Source organism: Phascolarctobacterium succinatutens, assembly GCF_958453765.1.
GTDB lineage: Bacteria > Bacillota > Negativicutes > Acidaminococcales > Acidaminococcaceae > Phascolarctobacterium_A > Phascolarctobacterium_A succinatutens_B.
Genome location: NZ_CAUDZA010000008.1, coordinates 58223 through 74217 on the forward strand (window position 1 = coordinate 58223; position 15995 = coordinate 74217).

The 15995-nt window shown below is 46.3% G+C and carries 14 protein-coding genes and 1 other annotated feature; of the genes, 9 read left to right on the forward strand and 5 right to left on the reverse strand.

Features of this window, described 5'->3' with window-relative positions; translation table 11 throughout:
- Positions 1-100: 100 nt before the first annotated feature.
- From Q7Q81_RS04990 to Q7Q81_RS05000, 3 genes are all read left to right on the forward strand, one after another.
- Entirely contained in the window at positions 101-877 is a 777-nt protein-coding gene (locus Q7Q81_RS04990) for a TSUP family transporter (RefSeq protein WP_304274091.1), read from the forward strand.
- A gap of 69 nt (positions 878-946) precedes the next feature.
- Entirely contained in the window at positions 947-3397 is a 2451-nt protein-coding gene (gene gyrA / locus Q7Q81_RS04995) for a DNA gyrase subunit A (protein WP_304075495.1), read from the forward strand.
- Positions 3398-3435: 38 nt separating this feature from the next.
- Positions 3436-4770, forward strand: coding sequence for an MATE family efflux transporter (locus Q7Q81_RS05000; RefSeq protein ID WP_304274093.1), 1335 nt, complete (start codon positions 3436-3438; stop codon positions 4768-4770).
- A gap of 104 nt (positions 4771-4874) precedes the next feature.
- On the opposite strand, the gene Q7Q81_RS05005 is transcribed toward Q7Q81_RS05000, so the two are convergent.
- From Q7Q81_RS05005 to Q7Q81_RS05015, 3 genes are all read right to left on the reverse strand, one after another.
- Positions 4875-6116 carry a hydantoinase/carbamoylase family amidase gene (locus Q7Q81_RS05005; protein ID WP_304274095.1) on the reverse strand — a complete coding sequence of 414 codons (1242 nt, stop codon included), beginning with the start codon at positions 6114-6116 and terminating at the stop codon, positions 4875-4877.
- A 310-nt stretch (positions 6117-6426) separates the two neighbouring features.
- Positions 6427-7608: a MalY/PatB family protein gene (locus Q7Q81_RS05010; protein WP_304274097.1), complete on the reverse strand. Its 1182-nt coding sequence runs from the start codon at positions 7606-7608 to the stop codon at positions 6427-6429.
- A gap of 29 nt (positions 7609-7637) precedes the next feature.
- Entirely contained in the window at positions 7638-8153 is a 516-nt protein-coding gene (locus Q7Q81_RS05015; protein ID WP_304274099.1) for a PLP-dependent transferase, read from the reverse strand.
- 440 nt (positions 8154-8593) lie between these two features.
- Positions 8594-8845, forward strand: a binding site (T-box leader).
- A 287-nt stretch (positions 8846-9132) separates the two neighbouring features.
- On the opposite strand from Q7Q81_RS05015, the gene Q7Q81_RS05020 reads away from it, so the two are divergent.
- Positions 9133-9510 carry a hypothetical protein gene (locus Q7Q81_RS05020; RefSeq protein ID WP_304080852.1) on the forward strand — a complete coding sequence of 126 codons (378 nt, stop codon included), beginning with the start codon at positions 9133-9135 and terminating at the stop codon, positions 9508-9510.
- A 186-nt stretch (positions 9511-9696) separates the two neighbouring features.
- Here Q7Q81_RS05020 and Q7Q81_RS05025 read toward each other — a convergent pair whose 3' ends face one another.
- Positions 9697-10254 carry a hypothetical protein gene (locus Q7Q81_RS05025; RefSeq protein WP_304274101.1) on the reverse strand — a complete coding sequence of 186 codons (558 nt, stop codon included), beginning with the start codon at positions 10252-10254 and terminating at the stop codon, positions 9697-9699.
- 149 nt (positions 10255-10403) lie between these two features.
- On the opposite strand from Q7Q81_RS05025, the gene Q7Q81_RS05030 reads away from it, so the two are divergent.
- The 4 genes from Q7Q81_RS05030 to Q7Q81_RS05045 all read left to right on the forward strand — a co-directional run bounded on the left by Q7Q81_RS05030 (position 10404) and on the right by Q7Q81_RS05045 (position 14457).
- Complete coding sequence (locus tag Q7Q81_RS05030) at positions 10404-11141, forward strand: phosphatase PAP2 family protein (protein ID WP_304274103.1); 738 nt, start codon at positions 10404-10406, stop codon at positions 11139-11141.
- A gap of 206 nt (positions 11142-11347) precedes the next feature.
- A complete protein-coding gene (locus Q7Q81_RS05035; protein WP_304274105.1) occupies positions 11348-12811 on the forward strand; it encodes an NAD(P)/FAD-dependent oxidoreductase in 1464 nt (487 codons plus the stop codon).
- A 2-nt stretch (positions 12812-12813) separates the two neighbouring features.
- Positions 12814-14082, forward strand: a complete 1269-nt coding sequence (locus Q7Q81_RS05040; RefSeq protein WP_009145285.1) for an NAD(P)/FAD-dependent oxidoreductase — start codon at positions 12814-12816, stop codon at positions 14080-14082.
- Positions 14083-14094: 12 nt separating this feature from the next.
- Positions 14095-14457 carry a DUF1667 domain-containing protein gene (locus Q7Q81_RS05045; RefSeq protein ID WP_021720113.1) on the forward strand — a complete coding sequence of 121 codons (363 nt, stop codon included), beginning with the start codon at positions 14095-14097 and terminating at the stop codon, positions 14455-14457.
- 131 nt (positions 14458-14588) lie between these two features.
- On the opposite strand, the gene Q7Q81_RS05050 is transcribed toward Q7Q81_RS05045, so the two are convergent.
- Positions 14589-14861 (reverse strand): hypothetical protein, encoded by a 273-nt coding sequence (locus tag Q7Q81_RS05050; RefSeq protein WP_304274107.1) that lies wholly within the window; start codon positions 14859-14861, stop codon positions 14589-14591.
- A gap of 262 nt (positions 14862-15123) precedes the next feature.
- Here Q7Q81_RS05050 and Q7Q81_RS05055 point away from each other — a divergent pair, with 262 nt between their 5' ends.
- On the forward strand, positions 15124-15978 hold the full coding sequence (locus Q7Q81_RS05055; protein WP_304274109.1) for a YitT family protein: 855 nt from the start codon (positions 15124-15126) through the stop codon (positions 15976-15978).
- Positions 15979-15995: the final 17 nt, after the last annotated feature.

Consider the following 15995-nt stretch of genomic DNA (forward strand, 5'->3'; position numbering starts at 1 on the left):
TAGTAAATAGTGTATAGTGAAGGTCGTCAGCATTATATACCGGCAACCTAAAGCTAACTACTAACAACTAACCACTACGCACCGGAATGAGGGGATTTTTTTGGAAACTTTTGTGGCGAATTTAGATGCAACGACAGTTATTTTCCTGATAGTTTCAGGCTTTATAGCTTCGTTTATTGATTCAACAGTTGGCGGCGGCGGTTTAATTTCCACCCCTGCCCTGTTGAGCCTGGGCTTGCCTGTTCCCTATGCTTTGGGAACAAACAAGCTGGCAGCCTCTATCGGCTGCTTTACCAGCGTGCTCTCCTTTTGGCGCGCCGGTAAAATAAAAAAGGCAGCCTTTACGCTGATGCCGCTTTCCTTTATCGGTTCAGCCTTAGGTGCCTACGTAGTTTATCTGCTGCCGGAGCAGCTGATGAAAAATATCATCGTCGTGCTTTTGGTTGCTGTTGCTGTTTATACCTATCGCCGTAAGGATTGGGGCGATGCCGGTACGATAGAAAAGCTTGGTATGCAGGCTTTAATCGGTGCCATCGTCATGGCGTTTGCCATGGGCTTTTATGATGGCTTCTTCGGTCCCGGTACAGGCTCCTTCCTGATTTTTGGCTTTTTATATTTGGGCTATGACTTTGTAACGGCTGCCGGTAATGCCAAGGCGTTGAATTTTGCCAGCGGCGTTGGTGCTCTTGTATCCTTCGCTGTTAGCGGCACAATTATCTGGAGCTACGGCCTGATTATGGCTGCGGCAATGATTGCCGGTGCTGTTGTCGGTACCCGTCTGGCGATTAAAAAGGGTGATTCCTATGTGCGTCCCTTGTATTTACTGGTTACTACCCTGCTGATTGGCAAGCAGGTTTATGAGATATTATTAAAATAACCTGTGCTGAGGCACTCTGCCCCGGTTATCTGGTTGTGATATTGTTTTTTGTAAAGGAAAGGTGATAAAGTGGATTTAGAAAATACCACTGGTAAAGTTCTTCCCGTATATATCGAAGAGGAAATGCAAAAATCCTATATCGATTATGCGATGAGCGTTATCATCCAACGTGCTTTACCTGATGTCCGCGATGGTCTGAAGCCTGTACATCGCCGTATTTTATACGCAATGCAGGAAGCAGGCATGACTCCGACGAAGCCCTATAAAAAATCCGCTCGTATCGTCGGTGACGTTTTAGGTAAATATCACCCTCATGGTGATATTTCTGTATATGATGCAATCGTGCGCCTGGCGCAGGATTTCTCTACCCGCTATCTGATGGTAGACGGCCATGGTAACTTCGGCAGTATTGACGGCGACAGTCCGGCAGCAATGCGTTATACCGAGGTACGTATGGCTAAAATTGCTGAGGCAATGCTCGAGGATATCGAAAAGGATACAGTTGATTTTGTACCTAACTATGATGAATCCTTAAAGGAGCCCAGCGTACTTCCTTCTAAGGTCCCTGCTCTGCTGATTAACGGCAGTGCCGGTATTGCGGTAGGTATGGCTACTAACATTCCGCCGCACAATCTGTGCGAGGTTGTTAACGGCCTTGTTATGCTGATTGATAACCCTGATGTAGAAATTCCGCAGCTGATGACGGCTATCAAAGGCCCTGACTTCCCAACCGGTGCCTGCATTTTGGGCAAGGAAGGCATTACCAGCGCTTATAACACCGGCCGCGGCGTAGTAAAAATCCGCGCCAAGGCTGAAATTGTGCCTGCCAACAAGGGCAAGCACCATATCGTTATTACCGAAATCCCCTACCAGGTTAATAAAGCTAACCTGATTAAGGATATTGCTAACCTGGCTAAGGACGGCGTAATCGAAGGCATTACTAAGGTTGATGACTTCTCCAGCCTTAAAGACGGCATGAAGATTGTTGTTGAGCTTAAGAGTGATGCTGTACCTGACGTTGTTCTCAACCGTCTGTACAAGCATACCGCCCTGCAGAGCTCCTTTGGTATCATCATGCTGGCGCTGGTTAACGGCCAGCCGCGTGTCCTGAACCTTAAGCAGGTGCTGGAATACTATCTGGAGCACCAGAAGGACGTTATTACCAGACGTACACGCTACGAGCTGGGCAAGGCTAAGGACAGAGCTCACATCTTAGAGGGCTTGAAGATTGCCCTGGATAATATTGATGCTGTAATCAGCACCATCCGCGGCAGCGCAACAGCAGAAATTGCCCGCACCGCTTTGATGGAAAACTTTAAACTGAGCCAGCGTCAGGCACAGGCTATTCTGGATATGCGTCTGCAGCGCCTGACCGGCCTGGAGCGCAAGAAGATTGACGAAGAATATGCCGACCTGCTGGAAACTATTGACTGGCTGGAAAGCGTATTGGCAGATGAGCATAAGGTTATGAACATTATCAAGGAAGACCTGCAGGAAATGAAGAAGCGCTTTGGCGACGAGCGTCGTACCGAAATTTCTATCGACAGCTCCGAAATGGATATCGAGGATCTGATTGCCGAAGAGGATATCGTTGTAACCATCAGCCATCAGGGCTACATCAAACGCCAGACTTTGGATAACTTCCGCAGCCAAAAACGCGGTGGCGTAGGCAAAACCGGCGGCAGCGGCAAGAAGATTGATGATTCAGCAGAGCATCTCTTCCTCTCCACTACTCACCATAACATTCTCTTCTTTACCAACCGTGGCCGTGTATATCGCCAGAAGGGCTATGAAATCCCGGAAGCAAGCCGCACTGCCAAGGGCACAGCTATTATCAATCTGCTGGCACTGATGCCTGGTGAAAAGATTACAGCTGTTATTCCGGTGAAGGAATTCAGAGAAGAGCAGTACATGTTTATGGCTACCAATAAGGGTACTGTCAAGAAAATCAACCTCAAGGATCTGGAAAGCGTCCGCAAAAACGGCATGATTGCTATTAATCTGGACGATGATGAGGACCTGATCGGTGTAGAGCTGACTGACGGAAACAGCGAAATTATTTTGGCAACCCGTAACGGTATTGCCATCCGCTTCGATGAGCAGGATGTACGTACCATGGGACGCACCGCGCACGGTGTAAAGGGTATTTCCCTTAACTACGGCGATGAGGTTGTAGCTATGGACAGCGTTTCCGATGAGGATTCCGAGGTACTGACGGCAACCGAATTCGGCATGGGCAAGCGTACTGAGGTTAAGGAATACCGTAAGCAGACTCGCGGCGGCAAAGGTATCATCAACATGAAGATTACCGAAAAAACCGGTCTTGTGATTGGTATGAAGGTTATTAACCCGGCGCAGGAAATCATGATGATTACCGCGGCCGGTCTGATTATCCGTACCGATGTGGACCAGATTTCCCAATATGGCCGTAATACTCAGGGCGTAAAGCTGATGACCTTGAATGATGATGACAAGGTTGTTTCTTTGGCAGCAATCCATCATGAAGAGGATGCTGAATAAATTTGTTTATTTGTTTTAACGTATATGTTTTCTAGAAAATGAAGAGCTTTAATGATTCATTAACAGGTAAATATTTGCGTATTGCCCTCCCCGCTGCGTTGGAGGGCATTTTTATGACCTTTCTGGCTGCGGCTGATTTGATTATGGTAGGCGTATTGGGTGCTAAGGCCATTGCTGCGGTAAGCATTTTTTTGCCGCTGCGCCTGGTGCTGCTGACGGTATCACGCTCACTGGCATCTGCCGTTACGATTCTGACAGCGAATAAATTCGGGTCAGGGAAATATCCTGCTATTAAGGTTTTGCTGCGCCAAAGCTTTACTGTCAGCAGTATCCTGCTTGTAGTGCTGCATCTGCTATTTTACGGCTTTTTTGAGAAGCTGGTGGTGCTGATGGGCGCGCAGAGCGACTATTTGGAGCTGGCACTGGCTTACGGCAATATTGCTGTTGCTGCGGTACTGCTAAACTCCCTGTCACTCTTGTTACAGGGAACCTTGTTAGGCGTAGGCCGGACAAGCGCTATTATGAAAAGCAATATTGTCGGCAATGTAGTGAATATCGTCTGCAATTATTTTCTCATTACAGGCTTTGGCAGCTTTGCCGGCTGGGGTGTGCGTGGTGCGGCAATCAGCACGATTATCGGCTCTCTGTGTACTCTTGGTATCACCGTCTGGATTATGAAGCATGAGGGCTTTTTCAGTGACGGTCTGCTGCAGCTGCCGGACAAAGTATTTTGGCGGGAATTTATGCCGGTATTCGGCGGTGTTTTCAGTGAGCTGGGAGCGGAACGCATCGGTATGTTGGCCTATGGCTGGATGACTGCGCGTCTTGGTACTCTGCCTTATGCAGTACACAGCATTTGCTATAATATCTGTGATTTTTCTTATGATTTTATCTTCGGCTTCGGTAAGGCTAATATGGTGCTTGCCGGGCAGATGCGCGGTGCCGCTGATTATGCAACCTGGAAGCGCTGCCGCAGTATAGGCTTTAAATGGGGCCTGGGACTTTCCGTTGCCTCTTTTATTATCCTGTATGCCGCACGCGTGCCGATTTTCAGCATTTATTCGCAGGATGCGCAGGCACTTGCTCTCAGTGAGACGGTAATGTTCTGGGTGGCAGCAGTTTGCATACCGCAGGGGCATACGATTATTACTGCAGGTATATTGCGTGGCAGCGGCCAGACTACTGCTGTAGCCGTCTATTCCTTTGTGTTGATTACCGTTCTGCGTCCATTGATGACAGCCTTCTTTATCTATTATTGCAAGCTGGGTATTGTTGGCGCCTGGGTACCGATGTTTTTGGACCAGTCGCTGCGCAGTCTGTGCTTTACCTGGAAGGTTATGCGGATACGCGGGCTGAAGGATTTAATAAAATAAATATGCCGTATAAAAAGCAAAGCAGCTTCTGCATCACAGAAGCTGCTTTTGTCGTATAAAAATATAAAATTACTTTGTTGCAAGGTTGCAGCGGACTTTAGTGCTTACTCTGCAAAGCTAGTTCTCAGCTCTTTTTCCGCCAGACGAATGAAGGCACGGATTGCCTCCTCCAGCTGCGGCTGTGGGGTATTTTCTTCCTTGCAGTGAGAAATACCGGGATCGGACTGAGCGAACATCATTACCGAAGGTACAACGGCATTTAGAGGCACGGCATCATGCAGCGGTGCGGAATACATGATGTGTCTTGCACCTGTTTCCTCCTCTACGGCAGCGTTGCAGTCCTCTACCAGCTGTTCATCAAACAGAATCGGTTCAGCATGCCAGATAGGCTCAAACTCTACAGTGAGCTTACCCTCCTGTGCATGCTTCTGCGCCGCAGCCTTGGCTTCTGCAACTATCGTTTGCATTGTTTCCGGCTTAATGCTGCGCTGGTCCAGCGAAATGCGGCAATAGCCAGGAGAAATAGTAGTCAGGTCAGGCTTTACCTCGATATTGCCGACAGTGCAATAGGAATCATATTTAAGCGCAATTTCACGTAAGTCAAGGGTGGTCTGCGCTGCCGCAATAAAGGCATCCTGACGCAGGGCAACAGGAGAACCGCAATGTCCCTGCTGACCGCGGAAGGTGATGTACTGGCGGTTGCAGCCGCAGACGCCGTAAACGCAGGCTACGCTTTTTTTGGCTAAAGCCAGCAGCGGTGCCTGCTCGATGTGCAGCTCCAGGTAAGCTTTAACCGGCAGCTTGGCAAAGGCTGTGTGTGCCTCACCTATTCTGTTGGCATCAAGGCCGTATTCCTGCCAGACATCGCTGAAGCTGCGGCCGTTTTCCTGATGGATTAAGGGTAGCACATCTTTGCTCGTGACAATGCCGCTGACAGAACTGCTGCCAAGACAGCTTTTACCGAAGGCAACACCCTCTTCGTCAGCCCAGCCGACAACGTAAAGAGTTTTGGCAGGCTTTTTATCTGCCAGACCGTAGGCACCGATACCCATGCCTGCTACAACGCCTAAAGCGCCGTCGAGCCAGCCTCCGTCAGGTACGGAATCGAGATGGCTGCCGATAACAATACACTCCTCGCTGGCGCCGGCAAATTTTGCCCAGCTGTTGCCTGCGGCATCTGTCCAGACCTCGGCACCTGCGGCCTGCATCTTTTTAGCAAACCATTCCGTTGCTTTCTTGAATGTAGGTGTCCAGGCAATGCGGTGTGCACCGTCTGCATCAGAGGTTAAGGCTGCCAGCTCCCTGAGATCAGCAACAATGTTTTTTGCTATTTGTTCACGTTTCATATAATGCTCCCTTCCTGCTTCATTAGGCTTTTGCATAGCGGCAAAAGCGTAAAAATCAAGTTTATTATATTTTATTATAGCTTTAAAACCAATTTGTTCCTCTGTTTTATCTGCTCCGATAAGAGCGTTACAGCAAACAAGCATAGGATAGCTTATTTGCATTATATACAAATCGGCGTCAATTTACAAGACGGAATAATGAACCTGCAAAGGTATAGCGAAAATAAAAATAAGCTGCTGCCTTCACTTTTGCTACAAAGAAGGCAGCAGTTTTTTCAGTTACATCGTAGAAAGAATAGAATTAATAAATTTAATTTAATTCATGAACAGCTTGCTTCAGCTGCTCAAGGCCCTGTAATAATAGCACACGAGGGCAGGCAACGTTGATACGTTCAAAGGCTTCTCCCTCTTTGCCGAAGATACCGCCGCCGTCAAGCCAGAGGTGTGCTTTATGCCAGAGCCACTGCTCACGTTCGGCAGCTGTAAGGCCTAAGGCGCTGCAATCAAGCCAAATCAGATATGTCCCCTCAGGCCGGAGCAGCTTAATCTGTGGCAGGTTCTGCTTCAGATAAGCATCAACAAATTCAATGTTATCTTCGATATAAGCCTTAACCTGCTGCAGCCAATCTTCGCCATAAGTGTAGGCTGCCTGGCAGGCAACAAGGCCTAAGGTGTTTACCTGGCTATAGCCTGCTGCCGCTACCTGCTTGCGGAAGCGGCGGCGTAAATTTTTGTTGGGAATGAAGATATTGGATACCTGCAGGCCGGCAATATTGAAGGTTTTGCTGGGAGCAGTGCAGATTACGCAATTTTGCTCATATTGCTTACCTAAACTGGCAAAAACTGTCTGAGAGTTATTTCCCCAGACGAAATCACCGTGAATTTCATCACTTACGGTAATTACACCATGCTTAAGGCAGATATCACCCACTTTTTGCAGCTTAGCGCGAGTCCAAACACGGCCTACGGGGTTATGCGGTGAGCATAAAAGCATCAGCTTAACATTGTTGGCGACGATCTTTTCTTCTAAATCGGCAAAGTCCATTTCATAATGACCGTTTTTCAGAATAAGAGGTGAATTAATCAGCTTGCGCTCATTATCCTCGATAACCTCGCTGAAAGGATAGTAAACCGGTTGCTGTACAAGTACGCCCTCACCGTTTTGGGTGAAGGCCTTTACTGCCATAGCAAGGGCAAAAACTATGCCGGGAGTTTTGGTGAGCCATTCTGCTTTGGGGCTCCAGTTAAAATGCTTAGTATACCAGTCGCGGACAGCGTGAAAATATGCTTCTGTACTTTCGCTATAGCCGAAGATGGCATGCTGGCAGCGTTCAATAAGTGCTTCCTGTATTTCCCGGGCAATAGGAAAATCCATATCTGCCACCCAAAAAGGTAAAACGTCTGCCGGACGGCCACGCTGGATGGCAAAATCGTATTTTAGGCAGTCTGTATTACGTCTGTTGATTATTTTGTCAAAATCATATTTAGTCATAGTCTATCACCAAACTTTATTTGTATAAATTATTTTACTGCAGCGAAGGCTTGCGCCAAATCGTCAATCAGATCCTGCGTTGCTTCAATGCCTGTAGAGAAGCGCAGCAGACAATCCGTAATCCCCTTTTCAGCACATTCTTCGACAGTAAGGTCGGTATGCGTCTGGCGAATCGGATAGGTTATCAGGCTTTCTGTACCGCCAAGGCTTTCGGCAAATTTGATGAGCTTGACGCCTTCCAAAATTTGGCGTGCTGTTTCGGCGCTGTCTACAGCAAAGGAAATCATGCCGCCGAAGCCGGTGGTCTGCGCTTTGTTGATTTCATAACCGGGATGATTTTCCAGACCGGGATATAAAACGTATTGTACACGCGGTTGCTCCTGCAGCCATTTGGCAATGGCAAAAGCGTTTTTCTGGTGCTGCTCCATACGCAGCGGCAGAGTTTTGATGCCGCAGATAACGAGCCAGGCATCAAGTGCTCCCAGACAGGCACCGGTTGCGTCAGTTGCACCGATTTCGTGAGTACATTTTGTTGCAAATTCCATAGTGTCATCTTCTCCTTTCAAGGTCAGGCGGCAAGATACCGGATATTTCATCAGGACTGCCAGAAGCTAGTTTATGCACGTTACTGCATTTTTTCGCTGCCATCTTCTCACCTGTTTAGCATGATATTGTAAATTTTTTACTGTGTGAAACAAAGTCAACAAGCATTGCCTGTGTGATGTTGCTTGATAATTTACATGATAAAGCCTAGTTTGTTAATAGGTAAATTTACACTTTTTATTACATTTTTGGGCGCCATAATGAAGAAATGTAAAATAAAAATAATATTTCTGTTGCAGGGGCCTGAATAGCAGTTGTATAAGTAAGTGAATTGTGTAACATCGTTTACAAATCTACTAAAATATTAGGCTTTAAGAAAAAATTTCCTGTTTGTTGTTGACAGATGCTTTGACAAGTTGTATATTTTTACTCACAAGTTCATATACGAGCGATGAAAAGAAGAGTACGCAAGGAGTACTGCCACAGAGAGCTTCCGTTTGGTGCAAGGAAGCGCAGGAGACTTTGCCGAAGATGGTCTTGGAGCTGATTGGCTGAAGCGTAAGTTTAGGTCGTCCGGGCGCACCCGTTACAGTGCTGAAGTATTAATGGCTTAGTCCGGCGTACTTGAGGAGGCTGCTATCGTGAGGTAGCAGTGAAATTGGGTGGTACCACGAAGTTTGCTTTCGTCCCTTACTGCATAATGAAAATGCGGTATGGATAAACGAAGGCTTTTTTATTTTAGTTTTGCAAAGGAGTGAGGCTGCAGGTCTTTTTTGCTTGTGCGCACAGTATCTCTTTTTATGTTTAGGAAGGTCTACGCTTGTTTTAATTGCTAAAGCTATATAGATATGCTAAAATGAATGTATTGCAAGGAGATGATTATTTTGATGTATCTATTTTTAACATTAGATGATAATACTTAAATAGTACATTCAGAAATGCGTAATGACGGAATAGTAAAAGTTTATTTAGAGGTAAATGATGAAAAAACAAGATTATAAATTAGAAATTTATAAATTACTGGATTTAGAATTGGATGATTCTTCATTAGATACGAAAATTCAATTTGTAAAAAAGGTTTTGATTGACTATCAGAAAGATCATGAAGATCAATATGATGTTGCTAATAAAGGAAAACCATGGACTGACGAACAATTAAAAATTATTTTATCTGATGCACCTACTAAAGAGAATTGTGCAAAATATGCTGTATTGTTTAAAAGAGGTTATGGGAGTATAGAGCAAATTTATCGATGGGCCGCTACACCAATAAACAGTTTGGAAGGAAAAGGACGAAGTAACGATTCTTTTGTTTTACAGATAAAAAAAGTTGCTAGGCAAATAGGACTTAGAGGTTAATATTTATTAACTCAAACTTCCCACACCGAAAATCAGTTTTCAAAGGTCTATTGGCTTTTTACGTGTGGGAAGTTTGAGGTAGTAATCGCAAAACTTCTTGAGATTGTAATACTGGCTATGAATAAAAGAGTGTACTAAGTCGCAAAATAGCTTAGTACACTCTTTGTAATATATACGATATACTTTTTACCACCCTACTCCAATCCAGGGTCCGTGGTGATGGCCGCCGCCGATGCCGATACCTATGCCGATCGGGAAGTTCCAGCCACCCCTGCGGCTTTGCTTTTCGCGTTCAATCTTCATGAACCACAGGCGATAGATTTTACCGCCGTTTTCCAGCTTTTTCGGCGTATCCTTATCGGTGATAATCTTATAGCCGTTGAAGTTGGCGTTGGAGCTTTCGTAATCGCTGAGCATTTTGTTCATCTGCGCAAAGGTTGCCTTGTTGTTGGTATATAAGCGCAGCATTTCTGTATTGGGCATGGTTAAAATCAACTGCTTACGCAAAGAGCGGTCTGCTGCCAGACCTTGATAAACCTCTACCCTGTCTTCCTTGATTTTTACATATAACAGGTCTTCGCTATTGCCGACCTGCAGGCGTTTGTTCATTTCGGCAGCGCTGATGATTGCAATCGGTTTGATTGCGTCCGGATCATCGGCAGCCTTAGTTTTATCTGCAGCGAGCGCCAACGCACTGCAGGAGCACATCAGTAAGCAGGTTAACAGTAAAAGCAGCTTGCGCATAGTTCTCCCTCCTTTGGAAGCTGATGGGAAAAATCTACATAAAAGACTTATATATTCCTCAAGAATATGGTATCATATTTACGTAAATTTGTTAACTGAACTTTAGGTGATATCTGAGGAACAGTGATATTGAAATACGAGGAGATTATATGAAGAAAAATAACCTGATTTGGATAATTATCTGTAATATCGTGGGAGCACTGCTTTTGGGAAGCTGGCTGGCAAGCACCCCTACCGCCGGCTATCACGGACCTTGGCTGGCGCTGGACCAAAGTGTCTTTTATTTCTTTAATCAGAAGCTGGCGCAGGGAACGGCCTTTACTTATTTTATCGCTTTTGTTAATCTGCGTGCCTTTGATGTGGTTGCCTTTGTGGCGATGTTGGCGATTTTTTACAGCTATTACCGCAAAAGCAATGTTGAAGGCAAGCGCTGGCTGTTCTGTATCGGCGTTGCCATGTTGGTAAGTGCGGTAATTATTAAGCAGTTTGATAAATTACTGCCGATTGACCGCGCAAGTGCTTCAGTCTATTTTGACCAGCTGTATCACAATGTAAACTGGGTTAGCCAGCTGAGCGGCTGGCCTGCCAAGGATCGCTCCGGCAGCAGTTTTCCCGGCGATCATGGCATGATGCTGTTGATATTTGCTGTGTATATGTGGAAATATATCGGCAAGGACGCTTTCGTTAAAGCGCTGGCTGTATTTATTATTTTCTCTCTGCCCCGCATCATGGGCGGTGCGCATTGGTTTACGGATGTTTTTGTAGGCTCTGTTTCCTTTGTTCTGCTTGTTTTAAGCTGGATTCTGCTAACACCGCTTTCGGATATCTTTATCGGCTGGCTGGAGAAAAAGCTGCCGCTGAGATGGTTTGTGAAGAAGAGAGAATAGAATTTCAGGCTGTTGCCATTTTTAGTTTTGCTTACAGTAAGACTGAAATGGCAGCAGTTTTTTTGTATATAATGAAGGAAATGTCTTTGGGGCATATCATGTCCCACCATGGACTTTTTATTTTCGCTTCCCTCTTCTATTTTTTGCAGATTTGTGATAAAATTTAGTTGTATTTTTATGAGAAAATTCAGCAAGGAAGTGACGGAATGGAATTTGTAAAATCTGCTGATGTAGTCGTTATTGGTGGCGGCATTGTAGGTACTGCTGTATTGCGCGAGCTTTCCAAGTATGACCTGAAATGCGTTCTGCTGGAAAAAGAGCCGGACATCGCTATCGGCACTACTAAAGCTAACAGTGCAATTCTTCATGCTGGCTTTGACGCTCCTACCGGCAGTCTCAAAGCTATTACCAACGTTCGTGGCAACGCTCTGTACCACGAGCTGCAAAACGAACTGGACCTGGATATTAAATGGACCGGTTCCCTGGTTGCTGCAACCACCGACGAGGAAATGCAGACTCTGCAGGAGCTGCTGCAACGCGGTAAAAAGAACGGCGTTGAAGGCCTGCAAATCCTGTCTAAAGAAGAAGTTCTTGAGCAGGAGCCTAACCTGACCACTGTCAAGGGTGCTCTGTGGGCTCCGAGTGCCGGCGTATGCTGGCCGTTCGGTGCTGCTATTGCTTTCGCTCAATGCGCTGTACAAAACGGTGCAGAAGTTATCCGCGACTGCAAGGTACTGGGCTTCGTTAAGGAAGACGGCAAAATTACCGGTGTAGAAACCAATAAAGGCACTATTGCTGCTAAATATGTGGTTAATGCTGCCGGTGTTTATGCTGACGAAATCGCTAAGCTGGCCGGTGATGATACCTTTACCATCACTCCGCGTAAGGGCGAATATATTCTGTTTGATAAGACTGCCTGCAGCAGTCTGGTTTACGGCGTGGTATTCCCCACCCCGACCAAAAAATCCAAAGGTATTCTGGTTTGCACTACTACCCACGGCAACACCTTCATCGGTCCTAACGCTAATGAGCAGGATTCCAAAGAAGATAAGGCTGTTACCACTGCCGGCATGAATGAAATCATTGCTTCTGCCAAGAAGCTGATTCCGAACCTGCCGATGGGCGCAGCTATTACCGAATTTGCTGGCCTGCGTGCCGTTTCCAGCACCGGTGACTTCGTACTCGGTCCTTCCGAAAAGGTTGAAGGCCTGTACAATGCTGCCGGTATGCAATCTCCCGGTCTGACCGCAGCTCCTGCTGTTGGTGAGCTGATTGCCAATGAAATTGCCCGTGTAAGCGGCGCTGCCAAGAAGGCTAACTTCAAGGCTGCTCTGCCGAAGCATAAAGCATTCAACTATATGACTGCTGATGAAAAGGTTGCCAAGATTGCCGAAGACAATCTGTACGGCCGCGTAATCTGCCGTTGCGAAACTGTTACCGAGGGCGAAATTGTAGAAGCAATCAATTCTCCTGTAGGCGCACGCACTGTTGACGGTGTAAAACGCCGTACTCGTGCAGGCATGGGCCGTTGCCAGGGTGGCTTCTGCGGTCCGCGTGTTACCCAGATTCTGGCACGCGAGCTGAACATTTCTGTTCCTGAAGTATTAAAAGAACGTACTGATTCCAATATGTTCTACGAAAAATATTCTGCAGATGGCGGGGAGGAATAATAATGAACCAATTATATGATGTAATTATTGTTGGCGGTGGCCCTGCCGGTCTGTCTGCTGCTTATAGCGCATGGCAGAATGGTGCTAAAAAAATCGTTGTTATCGAGCGTGACCGCGAACTCGGCGGTATCCTGCAACAGTGCATTCACAATGGCTTCGGTCTGCATCACTTCAAGGAAGAGCTGACCGGTCCCGGCTATGCACATCGCTGCATCGAGCTCGTTGCTGATAAACCTGAAATCGAAACCCTGGTTGATACCATGGTATTAGATGTACAAAACAATAAAACTGTTATTGCTGTTAATCCGGAAAAAGGTCTGCTGAAGCTGGAAGGCAAAACTGTTATCCTGACCATGGGCTGCCGTGAGCGTACCCGTGGCGCTATCCGTATTCCGGGCGAGCGTCCGGCTGGCGTTTTCACTGCCGGTGCTGCTCAGCGCATGGTTAATATGGAAGGCTATCTGCCGGGTCACAAAATTGTTATCCTCGGCAGTGGCGATATCGGCCTGATTATGGCCCGTCGTATGAGCCTGGAAGGCTGCAAGGTTCAGGCTTGCCTGGAAATCTGCCCCTTCTCCAACGGTCTTACCCGTAATATCGTTCAATGCCTGAACGACTATGATATTCCTCTGTACCTCTCCCACACCATCGTTGCTATTCATGGTGAAGAGCGCGTAACCGGTATCACCGTTGCTAAGGTTGACGAGCGCATGACTCCGATTCCGGGTACCGAATTTGATATCGAGTGCGATACCGTACTGTTGTCTGTAGGTCTGATTCCCGAAAACGAGCTGTCCCGCGGCCTGGATCTGGAAATGAACCCGCTGACTAATGGTCCGGTTGTTGACCAGCATCGTGAAACCAGCTTAGACGGTTTCTTTGCTGCCGGCAACGTAGTACACGTACATGACCTGGTTGACTTCGTATCCGAAGAAGCTGAAATTGCAGGCAAATATGCTGCTCTGAAGGCTCAGGAGAAAATGGCAACTGAAAACCGTACCGTAACCGTGAAGGCTATTGACGGCGTACGTACCTGCGTACCGCAGAAGCTGACCATGCCTGCAGAAATTCCTGCTGACGAGAAGGTTAAGCTGTTCATGCGTGTTGCTGCACCGCACCGCAAAGTTAAGCTGGAGGTTAAGAGCGGTGATAACGTTCTGTTGAGCCGTCCTCTGCCCGTAGCAAAGCCCAGTGAAATGATTGCCGTAGAAATTCCGGCTGCCAAATTTGCCCAGATCGGTGACGAAGTTACCGTAGGTCTGGTGCTGTAAGGAGGGTATAAAATGGCTGTTGAAACTCGTGTTATGAACTGCATTATGTGCCCTATGGGCTGCGAGATGACTGTTACCATTGAAAATGGTGCAGTTACCAATGTTACCGGCAACACCTGCCCGCGTGGCGCTAAATATGCTAACGATGAAGTTACTGCTCCGAAGCGCATGCTGACCTCTACCGTTGCTGTAGAAGGCGGTATGCTGCCTTTGCTGCCTGTAGTATCCGCTAACGTACTGCCGAAGGAACGTATCATGGACTGCGCACGCTTCCTGCGCACCGTAAAGGTTACCGCTCCGATTAAAACCGGTGACGTTGTAGTTAAGGATATTCTCGGCCTTGGTGTAGATATTATCGCCAGCCGTGATATGTAATCAGCTGAGGATTCTTCTGTTACATATAATATATAGTAAAAATTGAAAGAGCTGCAGTTGCACTACCTTGTGTAGTGTGAAACTGCAGCTCTTTTTGTGTATGAGTAATGAGTATGAAAGGAGTATGTTAATCAGGTGTTTTTGGCAATTACCGCACCGAGTACAGCGCCGATGATAAAGCTGGTGGTAGCTTTCTTGTTGCTGTCCTTTTTCGTTACGTAGTTATCATCCTTATGACGCTTGTCGTAGCGGTCATGTCTGTCATAGCGGTCTGAATGACGCGGTGGCGGAGCATCGTGCCTTTCGTGAGCGGATGCTACGCTTGCCAGCGGCAGAGAAAGCACCATGGCAGCCATAGCAATTGCTGTGGTTTTCTTCATATACCTGGTTAATGTTGTCATCATATTTGGCACCTTCTTTCTTAAAGTGGTTGTTTACCTTTGTTGCTTTTATTATAAAGGCAGTATATGGCGAAATTATGACGATTTTGTCTGATTTACAAAAATTAAGCAGAAAAAATTGTAAAGACTTTAGCATTTTACTTATTTGGATATAAAAAAAGTGCTTTTTTTACTTGGTTAATACGCAAACAGAAAATTTTAGGTTATTATAATAGTAGTTATTAATCAACCCCCTTCCCCGTCAGTCGGCAAAGGAGGCTGTAGCATGAAGGCTGTTACCTATCTGAAACAATTTCTTTCCCTGAAGTCCCTGTGCCTGATTATAGGCGGCTCGCTGGTATATTCCATCGGCTTTAATATGTTCATTTTGCCATGTAATCTTTATAATGGAGGTTTTTTAGGGATAGCACAGCTGCTGGGATATTTTATGAGAAACGTCCTGGGACTGAGCTTTGTTACCGATAACTATATCGGCATTATCTATTTTCTCCTGAATATACCCTTGATGCTGCTGGCTATACGCAAGTTCGGCAAGGATTTTTTAGTAAAATCTGCTGTCTGCATCACAAGCTACAGCGTATTGCTGAGTCTTGTGCCTGTTGCGGAATATAATTATCTGCCTGATACGATTACGGCTTGTCTGGCAGGCGGTATTCTGTGCGGCCTGGGATGCGGTATGACGCTGATGAGCAAGGGCAGCGGCGGCGGTGAGGGCATTTTGGGACTGCTGCTGATGCACCGGTATCACAATATGAGTGTAGGCAAGGTCTTCAATATTATTAATATCTTTGTCTTTGGCAGCTGTATTCTATTATATGATGTAGCTGCGGCAGTCTACTCCATCTTCTTTGCTGTGATTACTTCCGTTGTTCTGGATAAGGCTTATCTACCCAGTATTACGGTAACGATGATAGTAATTACTAAAATAGATTTGGTAGAAGAGGTTATTTTTGCTGCTGTGCATCGCGGTGTAACTAAAATTAAGGGCATAGGTGCCTATAGCGGTGAGAATACCAATGTGCTTTTGACAGTTGTTTCTAAGGTTGAATCGATGAAATTACGTCATTTGCTTGAAGAATGTGGGTTCTATAATAAGTGTTGGGGTATTGACTTGGATTAAGTCAATACCCCAACACT